The sequence below is a fragment of the uncultured Sphingomonas sp. genome (genome assembly GCF_913774285.1).
In the GTDB taxonomy this organism is placed as follows: domain Bacteria; phylum Pseudomonadota; class Alphaproteobacteria; order Sphingomonadales; family Sphingomonadaceae; genus Sphingomonas.
On sequence record NZ_CAJYHX010000032.1, the window covers coordinates 1 to 26526 of the forward strand.

The 26526-nt window shown below is 63.8% G+C and carries 26 protein-coding genes and 1 pseudogene; 14 read left to right on the forward strand and 13 right to left on the reverse strand.

Annotation, left to right across the window (positions count from 1 at the left end; translation table 11 throughout):
- The 3 genes and pseudogenes from QZ670_RS17890 to QZ670_RS17900 form a co-directional block, all read left to right on the forward strand.
- Positions 1-671: HEPN domain-containing protein (locus QZ670_RS17890; RefSeq protein ID WP_294257988.1), on the forward strand; the 671-nt coding region annotated here is incomplete at its 5' end.
- 73 nt (positions 672-744) lie between these two features.
- Entirely contained in the window at positions 745-1020 is a 276-nt protein-coding gene (locus QZ670_RS17895) for an HU family DNA-binding protein (RefSeq protein ID WP_294257989.1), read from the forward strand.
- Positions 1020-1353, forward strand: a pseudogene (locus QZ670_RS17900) (YbaK/EbsC family protein). Before QZ670_RS17895 ends, QZ670_RS17900 begins: the two are co-directional and overlap by 1 nt.
- Here QZ670_RS17900 and QZ670_RS17905 read toward each other — a convergent pair.
- Positions 1348-1536, reverse strand: a complete 189-nt coding sequence (locus tag QZ670_RS17905) for a conjugal transfer protein TraD (RefSeq protein WP_294258183.1) — start codon at positions 1534-1536, stop codon at positions 1348-1350. The pseudogene QZ670_RS17900 and the gene QZ670_RS17905 overlap by 6 nt on opposite strands.
- A gap of 34 nt (positions 1537-1570) precedes the next feature.
- Between QZ670_RS17905 and QZ670_RS17910 the strand changes: the two genes are divergently transcribed.
- The 3 genes from QZ670_RS17910 (at position 1571) to QZ670_RS17920 (ending at position 5675) form a co-directional block, all read left to right on the forward strand.
- On the forward strand, positions 1571-3643 hold the full coding sequence (locus QZ670_RS17910) for an AAA family ATPase (protein WP_294257991.1): 2073 nt from the start codon (positions 1571-1573) through the stop codon (positions 3641-3643).
- Position 3644: 1 nt separating this feature from the next.
- Positions 3645-4349: a DUF6118 family protein gene (locus QZ670_RS17915; protein WP_294257993.1), complete on the forward strand. Its 705-nt coding sequence runs from the start codon at positions 3645-3647 to the stop codon at positions 4347-4349.
- A 786-nt stretch (positions 4350-5135) separates the two neighbouring features.
- Positions 5136-5675 (forward strand): hypothetical protein, encoded by a 540-nt coding sequence (locus tag QZ670_RS17920; protein WP_294257995.1) that lies wholly within the window; start codon positions 5136-5138, stop codon positions 5673-5675.
- On the opposite strand, the gene QZ670_RS17925 is transcribed toward QZ670_RS17920, so the two are convergent.
- Positions 5604-6281 carry an ISNCY family transposase gene (locus QZ670_RS17925; RefSeq protein WP_294257997.1) on the reverse strand — a complete coding sequence of 226 codons (678 nt, stop codon included), beginning with the start codon at positions 6279-6281 and terminating at the stop codon, positions 5604-5606. The two genes, QZ670_RS17920 and QZ670_RS17925, sit on opposite strands and share 72 nt — an antisense overlap.
- Positions 6281-6619: a helix-turn-helix domain-containing protein gene (locus QZ670_RS17930; RefSeq protein ID WP_294257999.1), complete on the reverse strand. Its 339-nt coding sequence runs from the start codon at positions 6617-6619 to the stop codon at positions 6281-6283. The genes QZ670_RS17925 and QZ670_RS17930 overlap by 1 nt, the downstream gene beginning before the upstream one ends.
- Positions 6620-7169: 550 nt before the next feature.
- Here QZ670_RS17930 and QZ670_RS17935 point away from each other — a divergent pair.
- Complete coding sequence (locus QZ670_RS17935) at positions 7170-8102, forward strand: retropepsin-like aspartic protease (protein ID WP_294258000.1); 933 nt, start codon at positions 7170-7172, stop codon at positions 8100-8102.
- 226 nt (positions 8103-8328) lie between these two features.
- Here QZ670_RS17935 and QZ670_RS17940 read toward each other — a convergent pair whose 3' ends face one another.
- The 3 genes from QZ670_RS17940 to QZ670_RS17950 all read right to left on the reverse strand — a co-directional run bounded on the left by QZ670_RS17940 (position 8329) and on the right by QZ670_RS17950 (position 11419).
- On the reverse strand, positions 8329-8637 hold the full coding sequence (locus QZ670_RS17940; RefSeq protein ID WP_294258186.1) for an IS30 family transposase: 309 nt from the start codon (positions 8635-8637) through the stop codon (positions 8329-8331).
- Positions 8580-9260: a hypothetical protein gene (locus QZ670_RS17945; protein ID WP_294258003.1), complete on the reverse strand. Its 681-nt coding sequence runs from the start codon at positions 9258-9260 to the stop codon at positions 8580-8582. The genes QZ670_RS17940 and QZ670_RS17945 overlap by 58 nt, the downstream gene beginning before the upstream one ends.
- A gap of 1397 nt (positions 9261-10657) precedes the next feature.
- Positions 10658-11419 (reverse strand): SDR family oxidoreductase, encoded by a 762-nt coding sequence (locus QZ670_RS17950; RefSeq protein ID WP_294258006.1) that lies wholly within the window; start codon positions 11417-11419, stop codon positions 10658-10660.
- 103 nt (positions 11420-11522) lie between these two features.
- On the opposite strand from QZ670_RS17950, the gene QZ670_RS17955 reads away from it, so the two are divergent.
- Positions 11523-12416, forward strand: coding sequence for a LysR family transcriptional regulator (locus QZ670_RS17955; protein ID WP_294258009.1), 894 nt, complete (start codon positions 11523-11525; stop codon positions 12414-12416).
- 961 nt (positions 12417-13377) lie between these two features.
- On the opposite strand, the gene QZ670_RS17960 is transcribed toward QZ670_RS17955, so the two are convergent.
- Positions 13378-13770: a nuclear transport factor 2 family protein gene (locus QZ670_RS17960; protein ID WP_294258011.1), complete on the reverse strand. Its 393-nt coding sequence runs from the start codon at positions 13768-13770 to the stop codon at positions 13378-13380.
- Positions 13771-14082: 312 nt separating this feature from the next.
- Here QZ670_RS17960 and QZ670_RS17965 point away from each other — a divergent pair, with 312 nt between their 5' ends.
- The 3 genes from QZ670_RS17965 to QZ670_RS17975 all read left to right on the forward strand — a co-directional run bounded on the left by QZ670_RS17965 (position 14083) and on the right by QZ670_RS17975 (position 16193).
- On the forward strand, positions 14083-14355 hold the full coding sequence (locus QZ670_RS17965; RefSeq protein WP_294258013.1) for a PadR family transcriptional regulator: 273 nt from the start codon (positions 14083-14085) through the stop codon (positions 14353-14355).
- Positions 14356-14474: 119 nt separating this feature from the next.
- On the forward strand, positions 14475-14996 hold the full coding sequence (locus QZ670_RS17970) for a hypothetical protein (protein WP_294258016.1): 522 nt from the start codon (positions 14475-14477) through the stop codon (positions 14994-14996).
- Between the two features lie 120 nt (positions 14997-15116).
- Complete coding sequence (locus tag QZ670_RS17975; protein WP_294258019.1) at positions 15117-16193, forward strand: alpha/beta fold hydrolase; 1077 nt, start codon at positions 15117-15119, stop codon at positions 16191-16193.
- Between the two features lie 310 nt (positions 16194-16503).
- Here the strand turns inward: QZ670_RS17975 and QZ670_RS17980 are convergent, their stop codons facing one another.
- Complete coding sequence (locus tag QZ670_RS17980) at positions 16504-17922, reverse strand: ISNCY family transposase (RefSeq protein ID WP_294258022.1); 1419 nt, start codon at positions 17920-17922, stop codon at positions 16504-16506.
- Between the two features lie 689 nt (positions 17923-18611).
- Between QZ670_RS17980 and QZ670_RS17985 the strand changes: the two genes are divergently transcribed.
- Positions 18612-19382, forward strand: coding sequence for a family 1 glycosylhydrolase (locus QZ670_RS17985; RefSeq protein ID WP_294258025.1), 771 nt, complete (start codon positions 18612-18614; stop codon positions 19380-19382).
- 174 nt (positions 19383-19556) lie between these two features.
- On the opposite strand, the gene QZ670_RS17990 is transcribed toward QZ670_RS17985, so the two are convergent.
- On the reverse strand, positions 19557-19706 hold the full coding sequence (locus QZ670_RS17990; RefSeq protein ID WP_294258027.1) for a hypothetical protein: 150 nt from the start codon (positions 19704-19706) through the stop codon (positions 19557-19559).
- Positions 19707-19880: 174 nt separating this feature from the next.
- Between QZ670_RS17990 and QZ670_RS17995 the strand changes: the two genes are divergently transcribed.
- Positions 19881-20171, forward strand: coding sequence for a UvrB/UvrC motif-containing protein (locus QZ670_RS17995; protein ID WP_294258029.1), 291 nt, complete (start codon positions 19881-19883; stop codon positions 20169-20171).
- A gap of 168 nt (positions 20172-20339) precedes the next feature.
- On the opposite strand, the gene QZ670_RS18000 is transcribed toward QZ670_RS17995, so the two are convergent.
- From QZ670_RS18000 to QZ670_RS18010, 3 genes are all read right to left on the reverse strand, one after another.
- A complete protein-coding gene (locus QZ670_RS18000; protein ID WP_365894687.1) occupies positions 20340-20534 on the reverse strand; it encodes a YbdD/YjiX family protein in 195 nt (64 codons plus the stop codon).
- Between the two features lie 3 nt (positions 20535-20537).
- Positions 20538-22589: a carbon starvation CstA family protein gene (locus QZ670_RS18005; RefSeq protein WP_294258032.1), complete on the reverse strand. Its 2052-nt coding sequence runs from the start codon at positions 22587-22589 to the stop codon at positions 20538-20540.
- Positions 22590-22693: 104 nt separating this feature from the next.
- Complete coding sequence (locus tag QZ670_RS18010) at positions 22694-24745, reverse strand: M3 family metallopeptidase (protein ID WP_294258035.1); 2052 nt, start codon at positions 24743-24745, stop codon at positions 22694-22696.
- Between the two features lie 95 nt (positions 24746-24840).
- On the opposite strand from QZ670_RS18010, the gene QZ670_RS18015 reads away from it, so the two are divergent.
- Complete coding sequence (locus QZ670_RS18015; protein WP_294258038.1) at positions 24841-25860, forward strand: glycoside hydrolase family 43 protein; 1020 nt, start codon at positions 24841-24843, stop codon at positions 25858-25860.
- A gap of 56 nt (positions 25861-25916) precedes the next feature.
- On the opposite strand, the gene QZ670_RS18020 is transcribed toward QZ670_RS18015, so the two are convergent.
- Positions 25917-26426: a MucR family transcriptional regulator gene (locus tag QZ670_RS18020; protein ID WP_294258041.1), complete on the reverse strand. Its 510-nt coding sequence runs from the start codon at positions 26424-26426 to the stop codon at positions 25917-25919.
- Positions 26427-26526: the final 100 nt, after the last annotated feature.

Here is a 26526-nt window from a genome sequence, read left to right on the forward strand (position 1 = left end):
ATCGGGTGGAGTTCTGGGCGACCGCCGAGGACCGGCTGAACCGCGAACTGGCGATCACCAAGACGCTGCGCACCCCTGTCAATTTCATCGTGCATACCCTGCAGGAGGTGAACGATGGGCTGGCGCATGGGCGCTATTTCTTCATGGACGTCGCCCGCGACGGCATCGCGCTGTACGAGAGCGAACCCACCGAACTGCATCAGCCCAAGCCGAAGACGCCTCCGCAGGCGTTGGCAATGGCGCGAGAGTATTTTCAGGAGTGGCTGCCAAGCGCAGGTGAGTTCTTTGGTTCCGCCAAACACTCGATTGAGCAGGGATGGCTTAAAAAGGCAGCCTTCGACCTACATCAGGCGACAGAACGCCTCTACCACTGCGTGCTGCTGGTCTGCACCTTCTACACCCCGCATGTTCACAATCTGGGTTTCCTGCGCACGCAGGCTGAACGCATCGACCCGCGTTTGGTCGACGCGTGGCCGCGTGACCAGCGGATCGACCGTTCGCGGTTCGAGAAGTTGAAGGAAGCCTATGTGAAGGCGCGCTATTCGAAGCACTACCGGATCAGCGCCGAAGAACTGGCGTGGCTGGCGGAACGCGTCGAGGTGCTGGGGCAGGCGGTGCAGGTGATCTGCGAAGAGCGCATTGCCGCGCTGGAGCGTGCCACTGCCGCATGATGGCGCCAGTCGCTGGACAGGTTGGTAAGCCGCACCTAGAGGGCACGCCCCTTTTCACACGGAGAACACGTCCATGAACAATGCCGATCTCGCCGACCGCGTTTCCGAAGTGCATGGCCTCACCAAGGCCGACGCGCGCAATCTGGTCGACGGCATTTTTGCCGCCATTACCGAGGCGGCAGCGGCCGGCGAGGAAGTGTCGCTGAACGGCTTCGGCAAGTTCAAGGTCAAGGAAAGCGCCGCGCGTGAAGGTCGCAATCCTTCGACCGGCGCGGCGATTCAGATTGCGGCGTCGAAGAAGCTCGCCTTCACGCCTGCCAAGGCCGTGAAGGACAAGCTCAACGGCTGATGGGGATCGAGGCCGTCCGCGCCTTTCTGGAGGCGTGGGCACCCGACATTCCGATCATCGAACAGGCTTCGAGCACCGCAACGGTGCTCAAAGCTGCCGCAACGCTTGCTCCCGGCCGGGGAGGTCCAGCAGCCGACAGGCCATCCGGTTGGGGGCGTCTGTCCGTTCGGATTGCCGAGCGCTTGCTGAATCTATTGCGACGTTTCGCTACGCCCGTTCGACAGCGTGTATCCCGGGGCCGGATCGCGCACCGCATCAGCGCGGATCACGGCCGAGCGGCTTGCGGATCTGGTGGGCGCAACCTGGGCCGATCTCTGTTCGCTACCTTCATAGTTCTGCGTCGCTGTCGGCGAATGCGCGCCGTCCGCGCCGTCGCCAGAGCGTTAGCGCGCGTTCGCGATCATCGCCCCGTAACGTCACGGCGGCTTCGACCATCAGCCCGAACAGGACCGCGCGATCGTCGTCGGTGAGTTCGACCAGCCCGGCTTTGGTAATCAAGCCGCCAAGTTCGATCAGCTGACGCGTTCGTTCGCGGCTGGAACGCGCGACCGTGAAGCTCGACGCCAGTCGCCGCCACGGAATGGACGAGCAGCATCGCAAGCTGGCGCTAGCGCGCGCCGAGATGCGCGGGCTGGTTCTGTCGAGCGAACAGCGCAGCGCCTTTGATCACGTCACCAGCGGCAAGGATCTGGGCGTGGTTATCGGCTATGCCGGCACCGGCAAATCGGCGATGCTTGGCGTTGCCCGCGAAGCATGGGAGAGCGCCGGCTACCAAGTGCAGGGGCTGGCGCTGTCCGGGATCGCCGCCGAGAATCTCGAAAGCGGCTCGGGCATCACGTCGCGCACCATCGCCAGCATCGAACATCAATGGGGACAGGGTCGTGAACTACTGACCGACAGGTCGATCCTGGTGATCGACGAAGCCGGCATGATCGGCACGCGCCAGATGGAGCGGGTGATCGCCGAAGCCGAGAAGCGCCACGCCCAAGTGGTGCTCGTCGGCGACCCCGAGCAGTTGCAGGCGATCGAAGCGGGGGCGGCGTTCCGCTCGATTGCCGAGCGGCATGGTGCAATCGAGATCACCGACATTCGCCGACAGCGCGAGGACTGGCAGCGGCTTGCGACGCGGCAGCTCGCCACCAGCCGCACGGCCGAGGCGCTGGAGGCCTATGCCCAGGCCGGCATGGTCATCGTCTCGGAGACGCGAGTCGAGGCCAGATTGGCGGTAATCGCGCGTTGGGATCGCGAGCGGATCGCTGATCCGGCGGTCTCGCGCATGATTCTCACCCACACCAACGAAGAATGCGATGAACTGAATGCGCTGGCACGGGACGCGATGAAACGCCGTGGGTCGTTAGACGCTGATATTGCTGTCGAAACCGCCCGCGGAGAACGCTTGTTCGCGGCCGGCGACAGGGTCATGTTCCTGCGCAACGAACGCAGCCTCGGTGTGAAGAATGGCAGTCTCGGCACCCTCGAACAGGTCGATCACGCCCGCATGGCTGTGCGGCTCGACGATGGACGCCAAGTCGCTTTCGACCACAAGAACTATGGCGACCTTACCCATGGCTATGCCGCCACGATCCACAAGGCGCAGGGTGTTACCGTCGACCGTGTCCATGTGCTGGCGACGCCGGGGCTCGACCGGCACGCTGCCTATGTCGCGCTGTCGCGGCACCGCGATGCGGTGCAGCTGCATTATGGCCGCGACGACTTCGCCGACCAAGGCAAGCTTGCCCGCGCCCTGTCGCGCGACCGGCCGAAGGACAATGCCCTCGACTATGATGCCGCTGCCGAGCGTTTCGCCGCGCGGCGCGGCGTCGAACGGTCGCGCATCCTCGATACGCTCGCCAAGGAGCCACTCGCCGAACCCGAGCGCAGCGCGCCTCCACCAGCACGGCGTCGCGGCATGTTCGACGGTTTGCGGCTGTCTATCCCCGAGCCCGAACGTGCGCCAACCAAGCTGCGCTTCGACGGGCTCAAACTATCGGTGCCGGCGGCTGCGCCGGAGGCATCCGCGACGCAGAAGCTGGAGCGAGTGGTCGAAGGCTATGCCCGTGCCGTGCAGGATGCAGGCCGCATGACTGGCCAGGGCCGTGCCCCGCTCGAAGTTCAGAAGGCGGCGCTTGCGCGCACCGCCGAGGCGGTCAACGCGCTGCAACCCCGCGGCGCCCACGATCTCGATATGGCGTTTGAGCGGACGCCGGGGCTGATCAGCGAAGCCGCCAATGGTCGCACCGCCAATGCTATTCGCCAGATGCAGCTGGAGGCGGAGGTTCGTGCCAATCCCGAGCTGCGCGCTGACCGATTTGTCCAGGCTTGGCAGCAGCTTCAAGCGCGCCGGGGCAAGCTGAGCGGGTGGGAGAATGAAGACAAGCGCGCCGGTGTCGAGAACGCCATGCGATCGATGGCGAAGGGGCTGGAGAAAGACCCGGCGCTAGGCGCCGCGCTCAGCCGCAGAGGCAGTCAGCTGCTCGGGCGGCAGTGGTCGCCTGAATGGGCGCCGGGCAGCCGGGATGGCGGTGTCAGCCGGGCGCTCGGCGACGATGCTCGCACGCGTTCGGTCATCCGCCAGCTCACCTTCTCGATCGATCGCGATCGGGGCCTTGGGATTGGAATATAGCATGGGTATCCACGAACCTCCCGTAGAAGCGGACCAGACCGTCCAGGCGTTCAACGACATCTCGCGCAAGCTCGCCGGGCTGACCGCTGCGATTGACGGCTTTGCGGCCCGACAGCAGGAATTGCAGGCGCGAGATTACGGCCCAGACCTGGAGAAGATCCGCGACGGCTACGACAAGGTATGTGGCGCGATTAACACTCTCGCGAAGCGCCCGGCGATGACGTTGACGCCGCAGGACATCGCCAAGCAAATCGAATCGGCTGGCGCGCCGGGGCGTGCGGACGATCATCGCGCTTGGACCGGCGCCAGCCATGCCCTGAGCAGCACAGTGCAAGAGCTGAAAGGGATGGTCGCGTCGGCCCATTCCGCGGAGACCCAGCAACTGTGGATCGCGGGCGCAGCCGCTTTGGCACTGTTGGTGGGCTTCGCGTTTGGCACTGTCGTTCCATCGGTAATTGCTCAGCTCGCGCCAGAGGGCTGGCATTGGCCAGAGGAACAGGCTGCAGCAGTTCTGAGGCGCACACCTTGGGACGCGGGCGTTAGGCTCATGCAGGTCGCGAACCCGCAGCAGGCGCGTGCGCTGGCCGAGGCAGCGCGGATTTCGAAGGATAATGCTGACGTTCTTGAAGGGTGCCGGAAACGCGCAGAGCAGTTCAGAGTCACGGTAAAGTGCTCAATAGCTATTTCCGACGCTAGGCTCGATTGAAGATTTCCCTTCGTTGCCGCCAGTTAGAAAAGGCACATTCCGCCGCAAGATAGAAATGGCACAAACGCCGTTGGCAGCGGGGGCTGCGTGGAGCCCTCCAAACAGCGCAGCGCTGCCCCCGCTGATGCCCCACACTCCCGGCTCCTGGCCCCGGACCCGCTGCGCACGCAGCGGGTCCGGTCACACCGGCTCAACTGCCTGCGCTCGTGCTATCGGGTAGAGGGTCGATGGCAGCTTCGGGAGAGAAAGCGGACCGGCAGCTCGCGCCCACTTGTGGACATGTGCGCATCGCAGCTAAATTGCCGCCACCCCGACAACGCGCTGCGGGCGGCGGTGCTGAAAAGTTAAACCTCCGGGGTTGAAATGGCGACTGGCGGGGTTTTCGCACGCGCACTTACGATCGGAGAAAGTAGCGCCTCGGAGGACCGCTCAATGTCCGACTTCCACCATTTTCAGCCGCTCAGCGCCCCGCGCGCGCCAGGGGGTGCCGGCCCGCTTCGGAGGAAAAAGCAGCCGGTCTGCTCCCGCCCCGATAGCGGTAATCAGCTCGTCTGAGCATGATTCCAGGACCGGTCATTTGGAACGCCAGTGCGAGTCCGGTTTCCCATCTCCGGCAGCAAGTAGGGGGATACCACAAGTCGGAGAGGGTTCTGAGGAAGGATTTCGGCAAGGATCAAGGTGGCATTCTCACCTTGCGCCTCCCGCTTTAGCCCGTCCTTTGCAGATGGATTGCCACGACATCGTAAGTCTTGCCTCGCACGGAGGGATGTGAGACTCTATCGCACAATGGGACCGGTTTTTGCTTTGATCGTTCAGGCGGTAGTTGCCGCGCAGGGGTGCCAATACGATCGGGCGGCGCTTTTGGCGCTGGATCAAGATGCTTTCGATCAAGATCTGACAGGTGGGTGGCGCAAGCTCGAGATTGAAGGCTGCGAAGCTGAGGCCGCCGACCTTTTGCGCGACTGGCGTATGGCGCATAAAGTGAAAGACTACTTGCTGGTGTGGCATGAAGGGCAGTTACGGGCCGACCTCAACCAAACCGCCGCAGCCATCTCCCTGTTTCGGCAATCCTACAAGCCCGCGAAAGAAGACCAGGGCATGGGCTGGAACCTGTATGTTGACGGCACGATCGCCTTTCTGAAGGGGAATCGCGCAGCTTTTCATGTGGCCAAAGCCAAACTTGCGGCACTACCCCGCCCGGCGAATTTTACCATGGAAGATCCAGACGGCAAACCGGTGTCGGTCAAATGGCCGCTAAATATGAACGTGTTTGAGAGCCTCGAGCGCCGCTGGGGGCGGCCTTACAAGATCGCCTATAACTGTTGACGCGCAAGCGCAGCATACGGATTTAGGATTTGCAGTAACCTGTTTTCGAGACACCATCCTTTTTGGGGCAACCTGAGCATTGTGGCGCAAGAGGTAAGAGGGGAGGAAGGTGTTAGCCTCTTCGATGGAGGATATGCCTTCAAGCCGCATCGCTTTGACGAGGCGGTTCTGGAGCGTGCTGTTGACCCGCTCGACCCGCCCCTTGGCCTGAGGCGAGTTGGCGCAGATGATCTCGACGCCTAGCTTGTCGAGCGCGCGGCCGAGGTGCGACATGCCGTCGCTGTCGGCCGTCGCGCGGTTGTTCCGAAAGGCGCTGTGCTTGTCCGAATAGAAGGCGATCGGCTTGCCGTGCTTCTCAAGATAGGTCCGTGTCGCCTGCAGGTAGGAGAGGGCGCTCTCGCTTTCCGCCATATCGAGGTGCATCAGCTCGCTGGTGGCATCGTCGATATAGACCAGCAGGCTGCAGCGTGGGCCGCGACCATCGAACCAGTCATGATCCGAGCCGTCGACCTGGATGAGCTCGCCGCGGCGCTCGCGCCGGTTGCGGGTCTGGTGGAGCCTGGCGCGCTTGGCGGGCTTGGCCTTCCAGAGGCCGGCGCCGATCATCAGCTGCCGCAGCGTCTCGTGCGACAGCGTAATGCGTGGCGCTCGGCCAGATACTCGACCGCCAGCGTCGGGCCGAAATCGGCATAGCGCTCGCGGACGATGCCGAGGATCTGGTCGCGGTAGGTTTCGCTCAACCGGCGGTTGCTCGGCCGACCGCGCTTTGGGGATATCAGGCCAGCAGCGCCGTCAGCGCGGAACCGGTCGAGCAGCCGGTACACCTGGCGCCGGCATAGCCTGAGCAGCTCGCCGGCCTCGTTTGCGGTGATCTCGCCGCGCTCGACGCGCTGCAGCGTTTCGTACCGTGACAACTCGCTCCGGCTCATCGCGACCACCGTCATCAGCGTGCCCCCAATTGCTCGGGCGGCATGCCACTCGGAAGGCGCCGACCAGAGATTGTGACATCTCTATCTGGCGGATGAGTGACATTTGTACGTTGCGCTTAAACCCTTAAACAGCCAATGTTGTCGCCAGTTAGAAAAGGCACATTCCGCCGCAAGATAGAAATGGCACAAATGCCGTTGGCAGCGGGGGCTGCGTGGAGCCCTCCACCCAGCGCAGCGGTCCCCCCGCTGATGCCCCAACCTCCCGGCTCCTGTCCCCGGACCCGCTGCGCACGCAGCGGGTCCGGTCACACCACTTTGCGGCACTGCTCGTGCTATCGGGTATTGCGCCGGCGGTCGCTTCGACCAGAAAATGCGGACAGGCAGCTCCCGTCCCAAACCCGGTCATCAGATGATAGCTTCGGCCTCTCGAAAGCGGTCGTTCAGCGCGAAATTTCCCTTTTCCACGCTTCCAAGCAACTGTTTGTCGAGGCTATGCTACGCAGCCCTTGCCTCACCAGTGCGAGGGCGCAACAATACAAAATAACTAATTATGTTGGGGGCTTTTTTGCGTATTGCCATGCTCGCATCATTGGTCGCACTGGCGCCAACGGCCAGTCTCCAAGCGCAGGTTCCAGCTCGGCAAGGCGCCTCACCCGATAATCGCTCGATTTCCAGCATCGAGCATACGGTTACCATATTGCCGGCTCAACAATCAGCCCCAACGCCATTTCAGAGTTTTAAAGGCATTATCTTACTCAAGGTAAAGATAAACGGTCGGGACGGATGGGCCATGCTCGACAACGGTTTCGGGCATACCGTGATCGACCTCGATTTTGCCAAGGTTGCGGGCCTAAAGATCGGGCCTATCGTAGGTACTATTGATCTTGGGCCTGCATCCGCCCCCGAACGGCTTATAGAAGGCATGAAGATTGATGTGCCTGGTCAGCTCATATTGTCTGGGATGGGCCTGTCAGTAGACCTGAAATCCTTTTCAAATACCGTAGGGCATCCGATTGATGCTGTCATCGGAGGGGACTATCTTGACAAGCTTTCATTTCTGGTTGCCTCCAGTAACAATACGCTTATTTTTGCCAAGAATGGTGACATAATTCCCAAGGGGAAGGCTGCAATTATTCCGCTGCAAAAAGGCGCGCAATTAGCGGCGGAGGTTAACGGCAAGTCGGTAAATCTGGCGATCGACTTGGGTTTCAATGGCGTCGTACAGCTAAAGAAAGAAGTGTGGGAAAGGGTAATTTCATCCAAAGTTTCAACGGTCGATGGCATGACAAGCTCTGCTGATGGAGTCCTGCGCCCGAGTCGGTCCGTGAAAGATGCTACGTTAAAAGTCGGTGGGATTAGCGCTGACGGCGTTGGAGTGGCTGTTGGCGATCGAATTGCTACGAGCGCAGACGGACTCTTGGGGACAGGCTTTCTAACTAAGTTCGACTTTATTCTGGATGTTGGGGCTAATCGTCTTGTTGCAATCCCTTTTGGCTGATTGCGCACAGGCCAATTGATCAACCGCTAAACTCCTAAAATACCGTCCTTTTGGCGAAAGCCAGCGGTACTCGGCGATGTCAGCTAACCGCATCCGATTGCACCAAAGCCGACGGACGGCTCTCAACCCACCTCAAGACATTCGGCGCCGTGGCTCGGCAGTTTCGGGGAATGGCCGGATGGGTGGCGAACCTACAGGCCGCTTGTCCCCGGTTTTTCGTCATTGATCACCTGGAAGTGGCCTGAATGGAGTGCGCGGCAGCGCCAAGTTGCTCGCTCAAAACGTCCCGCGGGGTTCGATATTCAAGGCACTTTCGCGGCGTTTCGTTGAGCCGATCGACCATGCTTTGCAGGTGGCGGTCCGATATCGCCGAGATGTCGGTGTCGAACGGCAGGAAGCGCCGGATGCGGCCGTTGGTGTTCTCGACGCTGCCCTTCTGCCACGGCGCCGAGGGCTGGCAGAAATAGGAGACGATGTTTAGGGCGCTGGCGAGCCTCGGATATCTCGCAAACTCGGTCCCACGATCGAACGTGATGGAGCGTGGGAGGGGAGGCCGAAGGCGAGCGCCATCGCGTTCTGCGTCATGGCGAACGCGAGCGGACGCCAAGCGAAGCCGAACAGCGCATCGGCCGCCAGGTCGATGAAAAGCATCCCGCCAAGGAGGACAGCGACCATGATCCGGGCGTCGTGACGGTGCTGGATGAGATCGCCCTGACGTTCGGCCATCAGGCGCCAGACCATATGGCCGACGATCGCGAAACCCAGAGGGACCAGCAGCAACGACAGTCCTTTGCCCGCCAGTGCATCGCCGAGCAGCCCGCGGTCCACTGAGGCGATGGCGGCCCAGGCCAAACCGACGCCCAGCACGCCCCCTTTCAATCTGAACCGGCTATCGAAGCACGATAAGCAGAACCACCACAGGAAGACCACCGCGAAACCACTCACGGTGTGAGCAATGGCACCGACAATACCGGTCGGGGCCAGCGCGGCAATCGGCGTGTTGCCGATGACGAAGCCGGAGAGGCAGAGCGCCAAGGGTGCAAACAGTGCCGCAGGTAGGCCAACCCGCCGACGCGCGCCGAACAGGAGCCATGCCAGCAGGAGGATCGTGCCGACAGCACCCGCCCGGATCGCGACGTCAAGTTGGCCAATGTTCATGCCGTCACGATACGGGACGGCGCGGCACCAAGCCACCTCGCCCGTCTGTGACCGCCTGATCGTCGGCATTCTCACCAGCGGTAAGTTTCGAGAACCGTTTTCCGTTCTCGATCAATCATCCTTTTCGGGAATGGCAGCTATTGCCGCCTACGTCCTGAAAGCTGCCTGTCCGCTCTCCACCCACTCTCGGTCATTCGGCCCAGCGGTCGAGCCAAAAGCCGTCATTCGCCGCTGGTCGCCGGCCAACGGCCGCTTTTAGTGCTAACCTCGTCGGGGGCCTCCGAGATTGGGTGGAAAGCCGACATGCAGAGTGTCGAGCGGCTCAGTACGCGTTGGGTAAAATCCCCGGTAAGCGGCAAAGATGCTCGAAAGCGGAGATAGTCCCTGCATCGTCGGACCCGTGGCTCTGATGGTCGACGTTAAGCTCACGAGATGCGAACCTGTCTCCCCACCCCATGCTACTGGCCCGACGGAGGAAAAGTGCAAACGCCGCGGAGTTGGGTGCCGTCCAGGCGAAGCCGCCGTCACTCCGCGACCGTAGCGGGTATGACCACTTGTTCGATAATCTCAGCGTCGGGGTTGCCTGCGGGCGAACGGCTACATGTTCTGTGGGATACACTGCTACAGTGAAATCCCACCCGCTTTTACGGATCAAAGAGCAACTAGCGATAATTCTATCGCCTTTCTCTGAGATCGTGCGGAGGTAATAACCGCCAGTCGTCGCCAGTATACTGAAAACATCAAAACGACTCTGGCCGGGATGTGCGCCAACCTGTGGCGAGGATAGAGCGATCAATGCTGTGGTCGCAGCCAAGAGCACAAAGCGTCTCATATAGTCCCTCTTCGTCGACGCAGGATACTTGACTGGTAAACCGCCGCAAGTGGGGCGGGAGCGGACCGGCAGCTTTTTCAGCCAGAGCTGCCGTCGCGCTGTCTGGAGCCCCTACGGTGCAGCGTTGGCGATTGGCTCGCCGGCTTCATTGCGCCGGACTCGCTTCAGCTTCGGAGTGCAGAGCGTCCGTCGGTCGATCTTCGGTTCAGTTGGAGAGGGAGGGGCAAAAATGCCGACCGAGCGAGAGTCGCGCGCCGGCGCATTGTTGTTCCTCTGCCGATGATGATGCTCGTGCTATTGGGTAAGGCTTCGGCAGAGAACGCGAACCGGCAGCTCGCGCCGAATGGATACCGCAGTCTCTTTCAGCGAAACGTCGAGCCCGATATACTCGTCCATGGCTTTTCTCCATCAGATGCCTGGGCCCAGCTTCCCGTCGTGAGCCCGTTCTTCCATCTTGTCGGGGAACAGCCACCAGCATCCATCTCGTGACAGCCTGGAGTACCGCCTCCGCGATTACCCCATGTCGTGGGAAAGCAAATGGACCGCTCCCGGCCCCGACAGGCGCTTACAGCCGAAACCCTCCCGCAACTTCGATCCGCTGACCGTTGACCCAGCGAAAGTCGTCGGACAGCAATGCCGCAATTACCGGGCCAACCTCCTCGGGACCGCCGACGCGCCCGAGCGCCGTTTGTGAGGCGATCGCCTTGTTCACGTCGGCATTGTCGCGCGTCACGCCGCCGCTGAAGTCCGTAGCGATGGCACCGGGTGCGACGACGTTCACACTGACACCTCGCGACCCGAGCTCCAGCGCCATGTACCGGATCAGTGTTTCCACGGCTGCCTTGATCGGCCCGTAGATCGCGCGTCCCGGGAAGCTGAACCTGGCGAGGCCGGAGGCGATATTCACGATCCCGCCGCCATCGTTCATCAGCGGCAGGAGCTTCTGGGTAAGCAGGAACGGGCCTCTAAAATGCACGGCGAAGATCGCGTCCAGCTCGGTCTCGGTGCCGTTGGCAAGCGTCGCGGTCGAGGCGGTGCCGGCATTGTTGACGAGATAATCAAACCGCTCCGCGCCCAAGGTCGTAAGAGCCGAGCGGACATCGGCAATGAAGCCGTCGAAGCTGCTCGCGCGGCCCACGTCCAGGTGCAGCGCCACCGCACTCGCACCCGCCCGCTTGACGGCCTCGACCACTTCGTCGGCCGCCTCGCGCGCGGAGTGATAGGTCACGATCGAGGATATACCGCGATCGGCCAAGCGAAGCACGGTATCGCGACCGATGCCGCGGCTGCTGCCGGTAACGATGGCGATACGGGACAATGAAGGCATTACGATGCTCCTATTGTTCGCCTCCAGAACATGGCAAATCACGGGTCGCTGCTTTAGAGGTCCATTTGCGACAACATTATTCAGGCAGGAAGAACAACGCGCGATGGATCGGCTGGCTACCCTGGCGCTTTTCGTCCGTATCGTTGAGCGGGGGAGCTTCAGCGGAGCAGCGGGTGATCTCGGTATTTCCCGCCCTGCAGCCACGGCCGCCATTCAGGAACTGGAACAGCGCCTCGGCGTCCGCCTGCTCCATCGCACCACGCGGCAGGTCAGGCCGACGGGCGAAGGCGAGAGCTACTATCACCGCTGCGCCGCGATCCTGGCAGAACTCGAGGACGCCGATCGTATTGCGGCCGGCGCCGTGTCCGGGCTTATACGCGTCGATGTAGCGGGACTGATCGCCCGAACCATGCTGCTGCCGGCCTTGCCCGACTTCCTGAGGCGACATCCAAGTCTCAATGTCCATCTGGGCGAAGGCGAGCGGTTCGTGGACTTGGTACGCGAAGGCGTGGACTGCGTGGTGCGAGCGGGGAAGCTTGTCGACAGCGGCATGATCGGCCGCACCTTGGGCGCTGTCGAGGAGATCACCTGTGCCAGCCCTGCCTATCTGGCGGCGCATGGCACCCCCACCTCGCCGGACGATCTGGACGGCCACCAGATGATCGGCTTCGTGTCTTCCAGGACAGGACAGCCGCTCCCGCTCGAGTTCACAGTGGCAGGTAAGATCGTGGAAGTCGGGCTGCCGGCGCGCGTCCTCGTCAATGGTTCGGACACCAGTGCCGCCGCCGCGAAGCTGGGCTTCGGGATCGTCCAGGCACCGCGCTACCGCTTCGCCGATGACCTCGCATCGGGCGCGCTGATCGAGCTAATGACGGATTACCCGCCGACCCCCACGCCCATATCCATCCTATTTCCGAACAACCGCCACCTATCGGCTCGGGTCCGCGCTTTCGTTGACTGGACCGCCGAAACCTTGGCACCCTACCTTTCCCAATAGACCATCGTTTTTGGGAAAGGCGACAGCCCCACGTAATGTCGGCTTTTGCCACCCGCCTCCCTAAAAGCCGCCTGTCCGCTTTCCACCAATCTCGGCCGTCGCCAAGGGGGTTCGAGCAAAAAGCGGACGTTTCCTTGGGGCGAGCGGCAAATGGCGGCTTTTGGCACGGCAGTTCGCCTGAACGTCCGAAAGTGGGTGGGAAGCGGACAGGCGGCTTTCGGCGTGGCGCCGCGTATAGTTGTCGTCCCGAGAACGATCAGGTCTCGGGACTTATGATGCTGTCGGAAAGCTTATCATGGGACGACCGCTCAGGATCGTTTCGATGATGCTGCCACCACGTTGGCAGCAGCGGCCGCCTACAGTCGCGCGGTTGTTCCGAAAGGCGCTGTGCTTGTCCGAATAGAAGGCGATCGGCTTGCCGTGCTGCTCCAGATAGGTCCGCGTCGCCTGCAGGTAGGAGAGGGCGCTCCCCCAATTGCTCGGGCGGCATGCCACTCGAAAGGCGCCGACCAGAGATTGTGACATCTCTATCTGGCGGATGAGTGACATTTGTACGTTGCGCTTACACTCTGAAAAATTTCTGTTGTAGCCAGTTAGAAAAGGCACATTCCGTAGCAAGATAGAAATGGCACAAACGCCGTTGGCAGCGGGGGCTGCGTGGAGCCCTCCTCATAGCGCAGCGCTGCCCCCGCTGATGCCCCACACTCCCGGCTCCTGTCCCCGGACCCGCTGCGCATGCAGCGGGCTCGGTCACGCCGCCTCGGCCGCTGATGCTCGTGCTATCGGGTAGGGCTTCGATGGCAGCTTCGGCAGAGAAAGCGGACCGGCAGCTCGCGCCCCAAAGTCGGTCATTTCTGTCGGCGCTCGTATCGCCCGAAAACGGCCTGGAGGCGGACGTTAGCCGATCAGTGGGAGGGCACCCGACTTGCTAGTCCATTTGTCGAAAGGTCGTTGGAGCACGTTATGATACCGTCGTTGCAAAGGTCTGCTGCCACTCACCTCGCCAATCGTAGAGCGCCGCCGTCGTAGCATATTCACGTAGATACGAGAGTTTGCCATCGCGTATCGTGGCGATGGTTGCCCCGTCAAACCGCTTTTCCTCACCACGCCACCTGTAGTGGAAAGCCCATTCGGCAGTTTCACCCTCACCTGAGGTTCGTAGATCGCGGATCGTCCAGTCGATCACGCAGCCGTCCTCAGCCAGCCATCTCGATACCCATTGCGCTACACAATCGTGCCCGCGATAGATCGGTCCGAAGCTCTCAATGACGACGCAATCCGAAGCAAGCGTCGCGAGTATCGCGGCCACGTCGTGCGCCCGCCAGGCAGCGATATACTGCTCAAGTTGCATCATCAATGTGATCTCCTTCCTGTGGGTCTCTCCCTTATAAGGCTCCTGCGCCGCGTGCACGAGGCCAGCTTGAACGGCAGCTATCCCCGCCTCGGCTCCCGCAAGCTGCCGGTCTGCTTTCCATCCAGACTTGGACGTAGCAGGCGAAGATTGCTCCCACCAGTGAATGTCCGCTTAAATCCGCCTGGTCCGCTCTATCAGAGCGCCGTTGGCATCGGATAGGAGCGCTTACGAAATCGGCGGCACGTGGTTGACTAGTAAGTCTACATATGTTGGTATGGTGCCATGGTTCGTAGAAGACAGCCATCGAGGCAGATGTGCCGCCTTCTCGAAGCGCTTTCTGAGGCGAGTAGCGAATGGCGCCACGGTTATGACTTGATGAAGGTTACCGGCCTTTTGTCCGGGACGCTGTATCCGCTGCTGATGCGAATGACCGAACAGGGGCTGGTCGAGGCCGAGTGGCTCGATCCAGCACAACCCGGACGCCCCGCGCGCCACGCCTACCGCCTGACCTCGGCAGGCGCGGCCCTTGCGCGGGACCTTGCTGGCAGCGCGCCGGATCAACCGTTCACGGGTGCGCTGGCGTGAAGGCAGCGCTTTCATGTGCACTGCTCCATCTGGCAGCTGCTTGTCTCGGCGAGCGCAAGAGTGATTGGGCACTGGCCATGGAGGCTGAGCTTGAAACGGCCATCAACGAAGGCCAGCCAATGAAGTTCGCATTCGGGTGCCTCCTAGCGGCGGGGCGCGGCATGTTTACCGCCGAGGAAGGCCGCTTCGTCCTCACCAGCTATACCGTAGCGATCGGGCTGCTTCTGCCGATGGCGGCGCTGCAGATCGGCTGCGCGCTGTTTGGGCTGCCCTATCTCTATCCTGGCCGGCACGGGCTGGTCGGCGCAATGATCGACGGCGATCTGCAGGCGAGTCTGCTGCGCGGCGTGTACCAGGCAGCGATTCCATCGCTGGCGCTGCTGCAGCTGTTGATCGGCCTGGGGCAGCTGCGGATCGCCTGGGTGGTGCTGGAGCGCGATTGGGCGGCGGTGCTGCGCTGGGGGAGTCTGAGCCTGGCCGCATCGGCGACACTGGTGATGTTCCTGAGCGTGTTGTTCATCGATGGCCGGCAGGCGCTGCTGCAGGGCGCGGTGCTGGCGATCGAGCTGGCGACTACCGCCGGCTTGGCGCGCTGGTACGCCCATTTTTCTCCCGGTCCGGCGCCAACTCCGGTCCGCTAGGCGCGTCGTCCAGCGGCAGAATTCGAGACCATCTTCGGGTGCACCGCCCCGGAGCGGGTGGCCACGTGGCCTCAAGCGGTGCCGTGACGCCACGTGTTGTAGTTCGGAGCAGGAAATCTGATGCGGAGAACTTTCAAGGTACTCAAGGTACTCGCGGTCGGTGCGATCGGGCTAGCTGTAACTGCTGCGGGAGGCAGGGTGCCAGTCCATCAGCCAACCGTGGAAACTGGCCTGATAGACAAAGCGCCATTTCGTATCGACGTGCCGGCCAAGTGGAACGGCAGGCTGATTATGCTGATGCATGGCTATGAGCCCGCAGGCATGCCTCGGCACCTACCCTGGCCGGCCGCGGAAGAAACCAAGCTCTTTGTCGATGCCGGCTATGCTGTCGCTCAGAGCGGCTATAGGACCCAAGGGTGGGCAATCGCCGAAGCGCTGCCCGATATCGAGCGGCTGCGCGACTATTTCGTGAAGCATCATGGTCGGCCGAAGCAAACCTACGCAATCGGCTTTTCGCTCGGAGGCTTGCTCGCGCTGGTGACCGCGGAAAGACAGGCAAATAGCTATGCCGGCGCCCTGTCGTTATGTGGCGTAAACATGTCGGGCGACGCGGTCGGCGGGTTGTTGCTGCGCAATCTTGCCGCGTTCGATTTCTACTTCCCGCATGTGCTGCCGAAGCTCGATGCCGCAGATGCGCCTGCAATGGTTGGCCAAGACGTCATTGAGGCGGCGCTGGATAAGGATCAAAATATCGCCAGTCGTCTGGCTGACGCGCTCGATATCCGCCGCCCCGCATTGGCGGGGGCGATCATGCTCGATTATCTGGTGCTACAAGAGCTGCGCAGTCACGCGGGCGGATTTCCCGCCGACAATCAGGCAACGCTCTACACCGGATTCCCAGATGACGAGGCGCTCAACGCAGGCATCGCCCGCTATCGCGGTAGCCCCAAGGCGATCGCCTACCTTGCTGCCAACGCGCCGTTGTCAGGCAATATCCGGGTTCCGGTGGTTCTCCAGTCGAATGCTGATGATCCCACCATACCGCCGCGCTATGGTTCGCTGTATCCAGAGGCGGTCCGCCACGCGGGTAAGCAGAAACTGCTGACGGTTCTGCCCCGCATCGGCCACGGACATTGCGATTTCTCCGCCGATCGAACGATGGCCGCCTTGACGCAGTTGGTCGAAAAGACGCGCTGACGCGGCGCAATGCTCCCGTCGCCGCCAACGCATCTTCACTCCGGTCGCGTCCGCCTCTAGGCGGCGGAATGAATTGGGCGAATATCCGGCGCTGCGTACGATGCTGTTAGGCGGTTTTCACGTCGATGGAGAGGCAGCTCTTGACGAGAGCTGCCGTTCAACGAGTCACACGGGAGCGACGGCTATGTCCCAAACCTCGTCAAAATGACGTTCAAAATCGAAGATGAACGAACGACCGCTTTCAGGTGCTCCGATCACGACGCTGAACGACCGACATTGGGGCGAGAGCGGACCGGCAGCTTTTCCATCATCACCGGACAGTCTGCTTTTCCTCGGCAGCGGTGTCCAGTTGACGCTTGAGGCGGGGGAGGGGCGGTCTTCCCCGTCGCTTTGGTGGCTCGTTTCCCAATCGTCCCTCATCCAGCACCACCCGCGACGTAGCGAAAACACCCACCGACTGTGAGCTGCGGGCTGGCGCATTGTTGTTGCGCTGCCGGTGATGCGGGTTGGCGCTCTGCATAGCCTGCGCCATGGCAAGGGCCGCGCCAAGCCGCTTGTTCTCGACGATCTCGGCCTGATTGACCCGCTGCATCTTGTCGTAGACGCGGTAGGGCAGGACCACTTCACCGTGCCGCACCTCAATGCGCCCATCGGGAAATTCGCAAACGTGGACGCGCTTGCGGGCGAGCGTCCGCGCCAGCGGCGTCGGCTCCAGGATGAACATCGCCTTGTTGTAGTGGAGCGCCAGAGCGCCGGTGACGGAGCGCTCGACGCGCCAGACCATCTCGGCTTCCACATTCTCGTGCGGGGCAAGCGGCCGATGGGCGTCCCGAGGATCCGCAGGTGGGCAGGCGAATTGAGCATTGTGGCGCAGGAGGTAAGAGGGGAGGAAGGTGTTGGCCTCTTCGATGGAGGAGATGCCTTCAAGCCGCATCGCTTTGACGAGGCGGTTCTGGAGCGTGCTGTTGGCCCGCTCGACCCGCCCCTTGGCCTGGGGTGAGTTGGCGCAGATGATCTCCACGCCGAGCTTGTCGAGCGCGCGGCCGAGGTGCGACATGCCGTCGCTGTCGGCCGTCGCGCGGTTGTTCCGAAAGGCGCTGTGCTTGTCCGAATAGAAGGCGATCGGCTTGCCGTGCTTCTCAAGATAGGTGCGCGTCGCCTGCAGATAGGAGAGGGCGCTCTCGCTTTCCGCCATCTCGAGGTGCATCAGCTCGCTGGTGGCATCGTCGATATAGACCAGCAGGCTGCAGCGTGGGCCGCGACCCTCGAACCAGTCATGATCCGAGCCGTCGACCTGGATAAGCTCGCCGCGGCGCTCGCGACGGTTGCGGGTCTGGTGGAGCCTCGCGCGCTTGGCGGCCTTGGCCTTCCAGAGGCCGGCGCTGATCATCAGCTGTCGCAGCGTCTCGTGCGAGAGCGTGATGCCGTGGCGCTCCGCGAGATACTCGGTCGCCAGCGTCGGGCCGAAATCGGCGTAGCGCTCGCGGACGATGCCGAGGATCTGCTCCCGGTAGGTTTCGCTCAACCGGCGGTTGCTCGGCCGACCGCGCTTCTGGGATATCAGGCCAGCGGCGCCGTCAGTGCGGAACCTGTCGAGCAGCCGATAGACTTGGCGCCGGCATAGTCTGAGCAGCTCGCCAGCCTCGCTTGCGGTGATCTCGCCGCGCTCGACCCGCTGCAGCGTTTCGTACCGTGACAACTCGCTTCGGCTCATCGCGATCACCGTCATCAGCGTGCCCCCAATTGCTCGGGCGGCATGCCACTCGGAAGGCGCCGACCAGAGATTGTGACATCTCTATCTGGCGGATGAGTGACATTTGTACGTTGCGCTTACACTCTGAAAAATTTCAGCGAACGAAAGGCTTAGTTATGTTTACCTGCGGCAGCTCGTCGCGCGTCGCGGGCGCCACATCGATTTCACAAGAACTTGGGGTATCATCAGGGGTGCCATACCCCACGAGCTGACATTTATCTATATAAATCAAGCGATTATAAAGCGTGCGGTCTCTGAAAAGATCCTGCCCCCGCAACCACCGCCATAGAACGCCAAACGCCGCCCTTACGGGCGGCGTTGTCGTTTGTGGCATACGCGATCAGATCCTCCACCTTCGCAACCACTTCCGCCTGCGGGCCCTCCGGCTCGTTCGGGTAGATCGTGACGCTTTCGATGAGGCGCGTGGTTGCGCTGCAACCTGCAGTTCAAGGCGCCGGCGCATCCGTTGGTTGACGTACCGCCGCTTCGACCGCGAGGCGTAACGTACCGCGTGCGATATGATCAGGATCCCTTCCCGCCGGCTCGAACGGGTTGATCAGATGTTGTTGCGAAGCGACGCGAAGCCGTAGACCGTCGACCGCAAGGAGAGCAGCCGCAGCGTGCGCGTCTTCACTCAGCCACGGCAGCGCCCATCAACGAGCCCAATGGCGGCCCGCTGCTCCAGACGGTGCTCCCGCCGTCCTTCTTCGGCGCTGCGCGCCAGCCTTGCCGCCTGTGCCGAAGCGAGCGGGTCCGCCAAGTTCACGGTGGGCAACACGGTGTTGCCCGAGGATGTGGAAGCGACCACGCGGAACATGCTGGCCGCGCACCGACTGGCTCGTCAGGAGATCAAGGCACTGCGCCCGAACGTTACGCTCGCGCTCGTCGACGATCAGGCATCCGGGCCGGACAGCATGCGCGATGCGCATCGCGCGCGCGTCTATGGTGCCTGGCTGCGCAGTGCGCGCGAGGACGATTATGTCGGCGTCCAGAATTATGAGCGCGCCGTGTGGGACGCCAAGGGCAGGCTGCCGATGCCGAAGGGCGTGCCGACGAACGTGGCGGGTAGCGAGATCTATCCCGCCTCGCTCGCTAACGCGGTGCGCTATGTCCATGCCGAGACCGAGGTGCCTATCCTGGTGAGCGAGCACGGCGTGTCGAGCACCGACGATCGCCAGCGCGCCAGCCTCATCCCCGCCGCGCTCGGGCATCTGCGGGCGGCCATCGCGGAGGGGGTGCCGGTGCTCGGCTATATCCACTGGTCGCTGCTCGACAATTACGAATGGGGTGGCGACGAGCGTGCCCGCTTCGGGCTGGTGGCGGTCGATCGCACCAGCTTCCGGCGGACGCCGAAACCGAGCGCGTCCGCCCTGGGAGCGATCGCGCGGCGAAACGCGCTCTCCACGGTTTTGGGGGGCGTGGGTGCCCATGCGTAGAATGCCCCGCGCGGATCAGGTGCGGGGCCGAAGCGAGAGAAAGGGTTCGGACAGCCGGCCCCGCAGCGGCCGTCCCGACGGTGACCCTCGAGGCGCTCGTCGCGTTGCGCGTTGGTCCCGAAGTGACGAGCGAGGGTTGCCCAAGCCGTACCGCGCCGGGCCGGATATGGGGCGCTAGCTACCGGAAGAACCGCGCCGGTTCTGAACAATCGCGATCGTGATTGCTGCTAGGATCCCCAAGGGAAACCACAGTCCCGGCTTTCCGAAAATAATGCCGATGAACCAACATAGGGCGAGGGCGACGACCGGTGTGAGCTTGCTCATGCGGGCAGGCTAAATAACAGCGTGTTCCATCGCAATACGTATGAGGAAGGTCCCAAGCAAAAGGCGTGTACTCGCCCGCGGAATTATGCGGATCGGCAGTGGCGCGGCGCAGCATTCTTGTGAATGCGCGAGTGATGCATGCGTCCGCAATGCCACCACGTGCGTTGGAGGCAGGTGCCAATAACGATCGAAATCCTGCAGCAGCAGATGGACGATGCCGTGGCCGCCCTCGACTTCGAGACGGCGGGACGATGCCGCGACATGATCAATGCCATGCGTGGAGGCGCTACCGCGGCCGAGGCGGAAGCGGCCGATTTCGCGGGGCTCAAGCGTCAGGCGCCCGGCGCCATGGGGCTGGGAACGAGCCAGCAAAGGCGGACCCCGCCCACAGGATGGCGCCCTCCGACCAAGCCCGATCCGATGACTGCGGGCCGCTCCAGACGCGGTGGCGTCCGCAAAGCCTGAAGCCGACGGTGGCGAGAGGCGTACGTGGGGCTTTCTTGGGCGCCTCCCTTGCCGGCCCCCGTCCCCGTGCGTCACCGGCCGGGCACGGTTGGCGCCGTGCGCCCGCCGCGGCGGCCCCTCAGCCGACTACCCGAACCGCCTGTTCGTGGCCCGGTATAAGGTCCGGCCTCAGCAGCAGCGTCCCTTGCCGCGGCCATAGCGGTCGCGCTGGCGTGCGGCGAAGAAGGCGGCACGCGATTGCGGCGGTTGGTCCGGGTGGCAGGCGGCCATGTGCGCCAGATAGCGCTCGTAGGAGGGTACCCCCGCGATCACGCCGATCGCCTCGCGCATCCCGGTCCAGAATCCCTTGGACAGCATGCGCATGGCTCAGGCCCGCACCGCGTGCGGCAGTTCCTGCATGGTCGGTCGGTCCGCCCGTCGCGCGGCGAGGCAGGCCCGCACCGCGAACACCAGGGTCGCGAGCACTAGCGCGAGGAACAGTCCACACAGCACGGCATCGACCAGGTCGTTGAACAGGATGCTGCGCATCTCCGCCACCGACTTGGCCGGCCCCAGCAATTCGCCGCGCGCCATCGCGTCGCGAACGCGCGCGGCATGGGCGAGGAAGCTCACCCGCGGATCGGCCGAGAAGAGCTTGAGGCCCGCGGCCGACACCGTGCAGGCGAGCAGCCAGCCGGTGGGGAGCAACGTCACCCAGGCATAACGGTCGCGCTTCATCCGGAAGAGCACGACGGTTGCGAGCAGCAGCGCGATCGCGGCGAGCATCTGGTTGGCGATGCCGAACAGCGGCCACAGCGTGTTCACCCCACCCAGCGGATCGGTGACGCCCTGGTAGAGGAAATAGCCCCAGGCAGCGACGCAGAGCAGCGTGCCGACCAGCGCCGGCACTGCTCCGGTCGCGTTGCGGAAGCTCGGCACCGCGAGGCCGATCAGGTCCTGCAGCATGAAGCGCCCAGCGCGGGTGCCGGCATCGACCGCGGTGAGGATGAACAGCGCCTCGAACAGGATCGCGAAGTGATACCAGAAGGCCATCATCGCGCGGCCGCCGATCATCCGGCTGAAGATGTCGGCCATCGCCACCGCCAGGGTGGGGGCGCCGCCGGCGCGGCTAATGATCGTCGTCTCGCCGACGTCGCGGGCGGTCCCGGCGATCGTCTCGGCGGCGATTGGGAAGCCCATTGCGGTGACCGCCGCCGCCGCGGTGTCGGGCTGGGTGCCGACGACCGCTGCCGGGCTGTTCATCGCGAAGTAGATGCCGGGATCGAGGATCGAGGCCGAGATCAGCGCCATGATCGCGACGAAGCTCTCCATCAGCATCGCGCCATAGCCGATGAAGCGCAGGTCGCCTTCGGAGGCGATCAGCTTGGGCGTGGTGCCGCTGGAGATCAGCGCATGAAAGCCGGAGACCGCGCCGCAGGCGATGGTAATGAACAGGAAGGGGAACAGCGTGCCCGACCAGACCGGCCCGCTGCCGTCGACGAACCGGGTGAGCGCCGGCATCCTGAGCGGGGGCGCGACAAGCACGATGCCGATCGCCAGCGCGGCGATCGCGCCGATCTTGAGGAAGGTCGAGAGATAGTCGCGCGGGGCGAGCAGCAGCCACACCGGCAGCAGCGCGGCCACCGCGCCGTACGCGACCAGGATGAAGCACAGCTGGACCGGCGTGTAGCTGAACCAGGCGGCGAGCGCGGGGCTTGCCGCGACCTGCTGGCCATAGACGATCGCCGCGAACAGCCCGACCAGCCCGATCAGCGAGGCCTCGCCGACGCGGCCCGGGCGCACGAAGCGCATATATACGCCCATCACCACGGCAAGCGGTATCGTCGCGGCGACGGTGAAGGTGCCCCAGGGGCTGTGTGCCAGCGCGCGCACGACGATCAGCGCGAGCACGGCCAGGATGATCACCATGATCAGGAAGGTGCCGACCATCGCGATCGTGCCCGCCCAGGCACCGAGCTCCATCCGCACCATTTCGCCCAGCGACCGCCCGTCGCGGCGCACCGACAGGAATAGGACGAGGAAGTCCTGCACCGCGCCCGCCAGCACCACGCCGGCGAGGATCCAGAGCATGCCGGGCAGATAGCCCATCTGCGCAGCGAGCACAGGGCCGACCAGCGGTCCGGCGCCGGCGATGGCGGCGAAATGATGGCCGAACAGCACGTTGCGGTTGGTCGGCACGAAATCGGTGCCGTCGGGGCGGCGGATCGCGGGGGTCGGCCGGGCGGGATCAACCTGCGCAACCCGGTCGGCGAGGAAGCGGGCATAGAAGCGGTAGGCGATCAGATAGACCGAGACCGCGGCGACCAGCACCCACAGCGCGTTGATCGGCTCGCCCCGCGCGGTGGCGATCACCGCCAGCGCTGCGGTCCCCGCCAGCGTGACGAGGATCCAGAGCAGCTTTTGCAAGAGCTTGGGCATTTCCGTTTTCCTGACCTGCGCCGATGGGGTGCGGACTGCCCTACCAGCGTCCGGGCGGCCGAGTCACCCTTTGCGGACGAGGTTGCAGGCGGCGCCCGCCGCGATCAGTGCAGACCGCGGTTGCGCAGCAGCGCGTCCGGGGTCGGCATCCGCCCGCGGAAGGCGGCATAGCTCTCCGCCGGATCGCGGCTGTTGCCGCGCGCGAGCACTTCGTGGCGGAGCCTGGCCGCGAGCGCGGGATCGTAGAGGTCGCCGGCTTCGCGGAACGCGTCGAACCCGTCGGCGTCCATCACCTCGGCCCAGGTATAAGCATAATAGCCGGCCGAATAGCCACCGTCGAAGATGTGGCTGAACTGCGCGAGGCGATGGCGCATGCCGACCGCCTCGGGCACGCCCAGCGCCTTCAGCTCCGCCGCCTCCCAGGCACGTGCGTGGAAATCCGCGGGCAGGGCGGTCAGCGCGTGCAGCCGCATGTCGAGCAGCGCCGAGGATAGCTGCTGTACCGTCTGATAGCCCTGGTTGAAGGTGCGGGCGTCGAGCAGCGCCTGCAGCATCGCTTCGGGCATCGCTTCGCCGGCGGCATCGCGGGCGTAGCGGCGCAGCGTCTCGGGCGCGACCGCCCAATGCTCATAGACCTGGCTGGGGAACTCGACGAAATCGCGCGGCACCGCCGTGCCGGACAGACTGGGATAGCGCACCTGGCTGAGCAGCCCGTGCAGGCCGTGCCCGAATTCGTGGAACAACGTCCGCGTCTCGTCGAGCGAGATCTGCACCGGCTGGCCGGGTGCGGACGGCACGATATTCTGGTTGTTCACCACGATCGGCAGCTCGCCGAACAGCTCGTTCTGGTCGCGCAGGCTGTTCATCCAGGCGCCTGGGCGCTTGGTAGGGCGTGCGAACCAGTCGGCATAGAACAGGCCGATCGTGCGGCCGTCCGCCTCGCGCAATTCCCAGACGCGCACGCCCTCGGCGTAGACGGGCACGTCGGTCCGTTCGTGCGCGGTGATGCCGTACAGCCGGTGGGTGGTGTCGAACAGCGCCGCCACCATGTTGTCGAGCAGCAGATACTGCTTCACCGCCGCCTCATCGAGGCCGAAGCGCGCCTTGCGCACCTGCTCGGCATAATAGCGCCAGTCCCAGGGCTCGACCTTGGCGATGCCGTCCTGCGCGGCGAGGGCGGCGATGTCCGCCAGCTCTTCCTGCGCGCGGGCGAGCGCCGGGCGATAGACGCGCATCAGCAGCTCGGTCGCGGCGGCGGGCGTCTTGGCCATCTGGTCCTGCAGCACGAAATCGGCATGGCTCTCCGCGCCGAGCAGTGTGGCGCGTTCGATGCGCAGCGTGACCATCCGAGCGATGATCGCATTGGTGTCGTTGGCGTTGCCCTGGTCGCCGCGCAGCACGAAGGCGCGCCAGATCTTCTCCCGCGCGGCGCGGTTCGGCGCGGCGGTGAGGAAGGGTTCGGCAGCAGAGCGGGTGGCGGGGAACAGGAAGCCCTCGGCGTGCCCTGCGCCCTGTGCCGCGGTGGCGGCGGCGCTGCGCTGGTCCTCGGGCAGGCCCTCGACTTCCGCATCCGTCAGCAGCACGCTGCCCGCCTTCTGGTCGGCGAGCAGCTTCTGGCCGAACTGGACGCCGAGCGTCGCCAGTTCCTCGTTGATCGCGGCGACCCGAGCGCGCGCCTCGGGCGCGAGCGCGGCACCGGCGCGCAGGAACCGCCGATGCGTTTCCGCCAGCAGCCGCGCCTGTTCGGGCGCTAGCGACAGGGTTGCGCGCGCCTGCCACAGCGCGTCGACGCGGGCGAACAGCGCGGGATCGAGCAGCGTGTCGTTCCGCAGCCGGATGAGCTTGGGCGTCACCGCTTCCTCGACGGCCTGGATCGCGTCGGTCGCGTCCGCCGAGGCGACGGTGAAGAAGGTGCTGGCAATCCGGCCGAGCTGCCGGCCTGCGCCCTCCATCGCCTCGATCGTGTTGGCGAAGCTCGGCGCGGCGGGATCGTCGGCGATGCGGCGATAGTCGGCCTGCGCCTCGGCGAGCGCGGCATCGAACGCCGGCGCATAGTCCTCGGCACGGATGCGATCATAGGGCGGGACGCCGTCGGGCGTGGCCCAGCGATCGAGGAGCGGGTTGGCGGACGGAGCGGGGAGCGAGGATGCCAGCATGATGGGCTCTATCTAGGGGCAAGGCCCCGCGCTTTCATCCCTCGTTGACGACCGATCTACTCGGACTATTGTCGCGGCATCACAGGGAGAGGATGATGACCAAGGTTTTCTTGCGCATGGTGCTGGCGGCCGCCTGCCTAGCGCCGCTGGGGATGCCCACTTCGGCGCTCGCGCAGGCCGCGGCGGCGCCGGTACCCGGTTCCAACCCGATCATCCGCGACAAGTTTACCGCCGATCCCGCGCCGCTGGTCGTCGGCGACCGGCTTTACCTCTATGTCGGGCATGACGAGGCGCAGCGCGACGAGATGTTCAACATGCGCGAATGGCTGGTCTATTCGACCACCGACATGCGGCACTGGACCGATCACGGTCCGATCCTGAACGTGGCCGATTTCAAATGGGCGAAGAAAGATGCCTGGGCCTCCCAGGCGATCCAGAAGAACGGCAAATTCTGGTTCTACGCCGCGGTCGAGCACGACGCGACCAACCCCGGCAAGGCGATCGCGGTCGCGGTGTCGGACAGCCCGACCGGCCCGTTCGTCGATGCCAAGGGATCGGCGCTGATCACCAACAGCATGACGCCGAAGGGGACGCACAGCTGGGAGGACATCGACCCCACCGTCTTCACCGACGACGACGGCACCACCTGGATCGCCTGGGGCAACCGGCAATGCTATATCGCCAAGCTCAAGCCCAACATGATCGAGATCGACGGCCCGATCACCGAGATCACTCCGCCGCATTTCGAGGAAGGGCCCTGGTTGCACAAGCGCGGGCCGCTCTATTACCTGACCTATGCGTCGCTCGACCGTTCGAAGCACCGCGACGAGAAGGTCTCCTATGCCACCGCGCCGTCGATCCAGGGTCCCTGGACCTATCGTGGCGAGCTGACCGGCTCGGGCAAGTACAGCTTCACCATTCATCCCGGCATCGCCCAGTTCAAGGGAGACTGGTACCTGTTCCTGCACAACGCCACGCTGGCGATCGGCGACCTCAGCGGGGCGATCGGCCGCCGAGCGGTGACGGTGGAGCGGCTGGAGTACAATGCGGACGGGACGATGAAGCCCGTGATGCAGACCGAGGCAGGCGTTACGGCGCTTCGGGCGGGTAACTGAGAGGATCGCACGCCGCGCGGACCCGGCGCAGCAGGCCGGATCCGCGCGGCAGCGGCTCAGTCGGCCGCGTTGGCGCGCGCGCGGGGCTTGCGCGTCGCCTTTGCAGGGGGGGCATCGGTTGCGACGTTGCGCGCCGCACGCCCCTTGGCGCCCAGCCCGATCTTGTGCGCCATGGCACGGCGCTGTTCCGAATAGGTCGGCGCTACCATCGGATAATCCGGCTTCAGATTGTAGCGCTCGCGATATTCCTCGGGCGTCAGGCCATGCGTGCTCAGATGCCGGCGCAGCGTGCGATACGGCTTGCCGTCGATCATCGAGATGATGTGGTCCTTCGAGGCGAGCGACTTGCGCACGGACACGGCCGGCGTGAATTCGTCCGTCGGCGTTTCGTCACCGGTATCGTCCACCTGCGCGCCTCGACCTGCGAGCGCGATCACGTCCGCGTGCATCTGTCGCAGAAAGGTAGAAACGTCCTCCATCGTCGCACGGTTATTCGGATTGGACAGCCAAGCGATGGTAAGATCACTTGCCAGTTCAACGGGATCGGTGTTGATTTGATCAGACATACTGCGTCCCTCTCATTTTGTGCACCATGGTGCCGTCGCTATACGTATAGCGATACGATGGGTGCGTCTCCCGGAATTTGGCGAGAGACACAAAAAACCA